The 6,000-nt window shown below is 67.6% G+C and carries 6 protein-coding genes; all 6 read right to left on the reverse strand.

The annotated features are described in order from the left end of the window. Window positions 1-67: 67 nt before the first annotated feature. Entirely contained in the window at window positions 68-658 is a 591-nt protein-coding gene (locus Q0X16_RS01865) for a ribonuclease HII (RefSeq protein ID WP_297830041.1), read from the reverse strand. Next, a complete protein-coding gene (gene lpxB, locus Q0X16_RS01870) occupies window positions 655-1,797 on the reverse strand; it encodes a lipid-A-disaccharide synthase (protein ID WP_297830043.1) in 1,143 nt (380 codons plus the stop codon). The genes Q0X16_RS01865 and lpxB overlap by 4 nt, the downstream gene beginning before the upstream one ends. Window positions 1,798-1,912: 115 nt before the next feature. Then, window positions 1,913-2,707, reverse strand: a complete 795-nt coding sequence (gene lpxA, locus Q0X16_RS01875; RefSeq protein ID WP_297830044.1) for an acyl-ACP--UDP-N-acetylglucosamine O-acyltransferase — start codon at window positions 2,705-2,707, stop codon at window positions 1,913-1,915. 3 nt (window positions 2,708-2,710) lie between these two features. Next, window positions 2,711-3,175: a 3-hydroxyacyl-ACP dehydratase FabZ gene (fabZ, locus tag Q0X16_RS01880; protein ID WP_297830046.1), complete on the reverse strand. Its 465-nt coding sequence runs from the start codon at window positions 3,173-3,175 to the stop codon at window positions 2,711-2,713. Then, on the reverse strand, window positions 3,172-4,191 hold the full coding sequence (gene lpxD, locus Q0X16_RS01885) for a UDP-3-O-(3-hydroxymyristoyl)glucosamine N-acyltransferase (RefSeq protein ID WP_297830048.1): 1,020 nt from the start codon (window positions 4,189-4,191) through the stop codon (window positions 3,172-3,174). Before lpxD ends, fabZ begins: the two co-directional genes overlap by 4 nt. A gap of 13 nt (window positions 4,192-4,204) precedes the next feature. After that, window positions 4,205-6,000 (reverse strand): outer membrane protein assembly factor BamA (gene bamA / locus Q0X16_RS01890; RefSeq protein ID WP_297830050.1); only part of this gene is annotated, 1,796 nt, incomplete at its 5' end.

Here is a 6,000-nt window from a genome sequence, read left to right on the forward strand (position 1 = left end):
GGAGCGCCCCATGGGCGCGATCAGCTGCAGGTGAGCCGCGGCTTTGGCCATGTGCCGTTCTTGCGAGTCATGGCAGGAGGGAAGTCTCCAGCACGGCGCGTACCGGCGCGAAGCTGCGGCGGTGCTCGGGGCAGGGACCGTGCGCGCGCAGCGCGGCCAGGTGCTGCGGACTGGGGTAGCCCTTGTGGCGGTCGAAGCCGTAGTGCGGGTAGCGTGCGTGCAGCTCAAGCATGCGGGCGTCGCGGGCGACTTTGGCGAGGATCGACGCGGCGGAAATGGCGGGGTCGAGGGCGTCGCCACCGACCAGGGCTTCGCCGGGGCAGGGCAGGTCGCGCGGGAGTTTGTTGCCGTCGATGCGGGCGAAATCGGGTGCGGGCGACAGGCCGTGCAGGACGCGTGACATGCCGGCCATCGTGGCCTGGAAGATGTTGATGCGGTCGATCTCGTCGGCTTCGACAAAAACGATGTTCCACGCCAGCGCGCATTCGAGGATGCGCGGGTACAGTGCCTCGCGCTTCTTCCCGGTCAGGGCCTTGGAATCGTCCAGCCCGTTGACCGGCGTGCGTCCCGGCGGGAACACCACCGCGGCGACCACCACCGGCCCGGCCAGCGGGCCGCGGCCGGCCTCGTCGATCCCGGCGATGCGCGACAGGTTCATGATGAACGGGCGATCAGTTCCGCCACCGCGTCGGCGGCGCTCCGGGAGGCGTCGCGGCGCAGCGATTCGTGGAGGGCAAGGAAGCGCGGCTGCAGCGCAGCGACCGCGGCCCCGTCGCGGAACCAGCGCAGCAGCGCGGCGTGCAGGCCGTCCGGGGTGCAGGCGTCCTGCAGCAGTTCCGGGATCAGCGCCTCGCCGGCCAGCACGTTGGGCAGGCTGACGAACCGCGATTTCAGCAGCCCCAGCCATTGGACGAGGCGGTAGGTCAGCGCGGATATCCGGTGCCCGATCACCATCGGGCGCTTGCACAGCATCGCTTCCAGCGCAGCGGTACCGGAGGCCAGCAGCACGACGTCGCTGGCGATCATGATGGCCTGCGCCTGCCCGTCGAGCACCCGGAACAGCGGGTTGCCGGCCAGCACGCGCTCGATGGCGGCGCGGCACTGTGCGTTTGCCGCCGGCACCAGCACGCGCAGGCCCGGCAGATCGACGGCAAGGCGCTGCGCGGCCTGCGCGAAGACCGGCAGCATGCGTTCGATTTCGCCCAACCGGCTGCCCGGCAGCAGCGCCAGCAGCGGCGCGTCCGCAGCTTCGCCCAACGCCGCGCGCGCGGCGCTGCGATTCGGTGCAAGCGCAATCGAGTCGGCCAGCGGGTGGCCGATGAAGGCGGCATCGACGCCGTGATCCGCGTAGATCGGCGGCTCCATCGGGAACAGGCACAGCACGCGATCCGCGCTGGCGCCAATCTTCGCCGCGCGTCCCTGCCGCCAGGCCCAGATCGACGGACTGACGTCGTGCACGGTGCGCACGCCGCGCCGCTTCAGCCAGCGCTCCACGCCCAGATTGAAGTCCGGCGCGTCGATGCCGATGAACACATCGGGCCGCCAGTCCAGAACGCGCTGGCGGAACTGCCGCCGCAGCCGCAGCAGGCGCGGCAGGTGCCGGAGTACTTCCGCCAGCCCCATCACCGCCAAGGCGTCGGCCTCCCACCAGATTTCCATGCCTTCCGCACGCATGCCGGCACCGCCGATGCCCGCGAACTGCGCGTCGGGAAAACGCGCCCGCAGCGCCGCGACCAGCCCGGCGCCCAGCTGGTCGCCCGAGGTTTCACCGGCGCATAGGGCGATGCGAAGTGTCATGCCGTTCCTTGTCTGGAACCTGCCTCGTGGTGGGGCAGGGGCGTGTCCCAACAAAGCGAGTATCGGGGAGCGACTTGGGACACGCCCCTGCCACGCCACGGCGCGACTCGACCGATCACCGCAGCAACGGCCGCTCGCCGGCGTTGATGAAGTCGAGGAAACCGCGCACATCCGCGCTCTCTTCCGCGATTTCCGCCAGCTCGGCCTTGGCCTCGTCCAGCTTCGCCTCGCCCATGTACAGCGCCCGGTAGGCGCGCTTGATGGCGGCAATGCGCGCCGCGTCGAAGCCGCGCCGCTTGAGCCCCTCGAGGTTGATGCCGCGGGGCCGGGAATACTTTTCCTGCGCCACCATCAAAAACGGCGGCACGTCGCCGTTGACGAACGCGCCCATGCCGATGAAGGCGTGATCGCCGATGCGGCAGAACTGGTGGATGCCTGAAAATCCGCTGAGGATGACCTGGTTGCCGATATGCACATGGCCGGCCAGGGTCGCGTTGTTGGAGAACACGCAGTCGTCACCGATGATGCAATCGTGGGCGATGTGGCAGTAGGCGAGGATCCAGTTGCGATTGCCCAGACGGGTGACACCGCCGCCATCGCCGGTGCCGCGATTGATGGTGACGAATTCGCGGATCGAATTGCCGTCGCCGATCTCCAGTGTCACACGCTCGCCGCGGTATTTCTTGTCCTGCGGCTCGCCGCCGATTGCCGCGTGGCCGTGGAACACGTTGTCGCGCCCGATGCGGGTCGGACCCTCGATCGTGCAGTGCGGCCCGATCCGGCTGCCGTCGCCGATCTCGACCTCGGGGCCGATCACCGCGTAGGCGCCGACCTGCACGCCGGCGCCCAGGCGCGCCTGCGGATCGATGACCGCAGTGGGGTGAATGTTGGTGGCGGACGGGTCGCCCACGGATCAGCCGCGCGAGGCCGCGCACAGGATCTCGGCGCAGGCCACCTGCTGGCCGTCAACGCGGGCAACGCCCACGTATTGCGCCATGTTGCGGATTCGGCGCCGAAGCTCGACGTCGAGTTCCAGCCGGTCGCCGGGCCCCACCATGTTGCTGAATTTGGCGTTGTCCACCTTCACCAGATAGAACGTTTCCGTCAGCGGGTCGCCGGGATCGCTGGACAGCTGGGTCAGCAGGCCCCCGGCCTGCGCCAGCGCCTCGATCACCAGCACGCCCGGCATCACCGGCTTGCCGGGGAAGTGGCCCTGGAAGAACGGCTCGTTGATGCTGACGTTCTTGTAGGCCAGCACGCGCTTGTTGGGCTCCAGTTCCACCACGCGATCGACCAAGAGAAACGGGTAGCGGTGCGGCAGCAGGCGCTGGATCTCGGTGACGTCGACGGGCAGGGTGACGGCGGTGGTGTCGGTCATGCGGTGTCCTTGTCGCTGCCCGGCGCGCGCCGGGCGATGCGGTCGAGATGCTTGAAGCGCGCGGCGCTCTTGCGCCAGTCGCGGTTGGGCATCAGCGGGGTGCCGGAAGAATACTCGCCCGGCGTGCGGATGGAATGGGTCACCAGCGACATCGCGGTGACGACCACGCCGTCGCACAGTTCCAGATGGCCGAGCACGCCGGCGCCGCCGCCGATCAGGCAGCGGCGTCCGATCCGCGCGCTGCCGGCCACCGCCGAGCAGCCGGCCATCGCGGTGTGGGCGCCGATGTGGACGTTGTGGCCGATCTGGATCTGGTTGTCGAGGCGCACGTCTTCTTCCAGCACGGTGTCTTCCAGCGCGCCGCGGTCGATGGTGGTGTTGGCGCCGATCTCGCAGTCGTCGCCGACCAGCACGCCGCCCAGCTGCGGCACCTTGAGCCAACGGCCGGCGTCCATGGCGATGCCGAAGCCATCGGCGCCGAGCACCGCGCCGGGGTGGATCAACACGCGCTTGCCGAGCCGCACGCGCTTGACCAAGGTCACCCGCGCGACCAGTTCGCAGCCCTCGCCGATCGCGCAGTCCTCGCCGATCACGCAGCCGGGGCCGACGACGGCGCCGGCGGCGACCGTGCTGCGCGCCCCGATGCTGGCGTGGGCGCCGATGCAGGCGGTTGGATCGATCTGCGACGATGGATCCACCGCCGCCGTGGGGTGGATGCCTGGGGCGTGCGCTGTCCCCTGTGCGAACAGGGCGGCAATCCTGGCGAAGGCGACGTAGGGATCAGCCGCCAACAGGGCGGTTCCAGGGCACGCATCCGCATCGCTCTCACGCAGCACGACGACTCCGGCGCGGGTGGATTCAAGCTGGCTGCGATAGCGCGGGTTGGCCAGGAAGCTCAAATGCTCCTGCGTTGCGGCGGAAAGCGTCGCCACGCCGGAGACGTCCCGATTCGCACCGCGCAGAACCAGGCCGAAACGTTCGGCCAATCCGGACGCAGGGAACGTCTGGATTGTCATCCGATCATGCCTGTCAGCGCTGGGAGCCCGCAAACGTGAACTGCAGGCGCTCGAGCTGGTCGCCGGGCCTAGTGCGGATGGGGAAGGCATAGCTGATAGAAATCGGCCCCATCGGCGAGCGCCACATCAGGGCGACGCCGACCGATGCGCGCAGTTCGTTGGCGCGGAAGTTGTTCCACCCGTTGTAAACGTTGCCGACGTCGAGGAAGGCGGAAACGCGGGCCTGCGGGCTGTCGATGATCTTCGGGAAGATTGCTTCGAGCGATCCTGCGACCAGGAGCGAGCCACCCAATGGCTGCCGGTAGCCGGTCGCCGTGACGTAGGCAGGACCCAGCGTGTTGTCCATGAACCCGCGCACGCGACCGCTGGAGTTGATTCCGCCCGCATAGAAATTCTCGAAGAACGGCAATCCGGTTGCGACGGCCACCCGCTGGAAGTCGGGTGAAGTCGGCAGGCAGGGATCGCTCGGCGGGGGCGGGGGCGGCGGCGGGGGCGGCGGGTTGTTCGGATCCGGCGGATTGTTGGGGTCGGGCGGTGGAGGCGGGGTGGGCAACGTGTAGCAGACGTTGCGCGCGTAGTCCTTGCCATAGGAGTCGCCGTAGCCAAGGGATCCGGCGGTGCGCAGGATCAGGTTCGGACTGAGCGGCCAGTAGCGCGAATAGTCGTATTGCAGCTTGTAATAGGAAATGGTCGATCCGGGCAGCGTGAGTTCCGCGCTCAGCTGGTGCGTGCTTCCCACTATGGGCGTCAGGTAATTGTTGCGGGTATCCCGGCCCCAGGCGCCTTGCACGCGCAGCGATTTGAAGGTGCGATCACCGACTGCGTAAAGGTAGTCCATCAACGGCTGCGGCGTGGAGCCGGCGAAGGCATTGATCTGGTTGGAGTCGGCGCCGACCATCAGCGAAACGTTGTCGCTCTCGCTCAGCGGGATGCCCAACATGACCTGGAAGGCACCGCTGTTGGACGAGTACGAAGCCACGTTGAATCTCGAATAGTCGAACTCGCGCCACCAGATGTTGTATCCGAGCGACAATCCGTTGTCGGTGAAATACGGATTCATGAACGAGAAGTCGTAGCGTCTCTGATAGGCGCTGCGTTCCAGCGCGACGGAAAGGCGGTTGCCCGTGCCCAGGAAGTTGTTTTCCGACATCTGCAGCGACAAATTGACGCCGGTCAGCTGCGAATAGCCGATGCCCGCCGAGATGCTGCCGGAATTGGTTTCCTTGACCGTGTAGGTGACATCGACCTGGTCCGCCGTCCCCGGGACGGGGGTCTTGTCGACCGTCACCTCTTCGAAGTAGCCCAGCCGGTCCAGACGAACCTTGCCGCGGTCGATCGCCGCCTGCGAATACCAGCTGCCCTCGAATTGGCGCATTTCGCGGCGCAGCACCGGATCGGCGGTGCGGGTATTGCCCTTGAACACGATGCGGCGCACCGTCACGCGGGGTCCGGGCTGGACCTGGAAGTCGATGGCCACCGTGCGCTTGTCGCGGTCGATGCGGGGAATCGGGTTGACCTTGGCGAAGGCGTAGCCGATGTTCGCCAGGCGCATGGTGATCGCGTTGGTCGCGAATTCCAGCACACCGCGGGAGAACGTGGCGCCCGGGCGGATGAAGGCGACCATCGCCTCGATGTCTTCCTTGGGGAACACGGTGTCCCCGGAGACGGTGGTTTCCGCAAAACTGTAGACGTCGCCTTCGGTCAGTCCGGCGGTGATGTACATGTCGCGGCGGTCGGCGCTGATGGCGACCTGGGTGGAATCGAGGCTGAAATCGATGTAGCCGCGGTTGAGGTACCACGCGGTCAGGC

The organism is Thermomonas sp., from assembly GCF_025993755.1.
Lineage (GTDB): Bacteria > Pseudomonadota > Gammaproteobacteria > Xanthomonadales > Xanthomonadaceae > Thermomonas.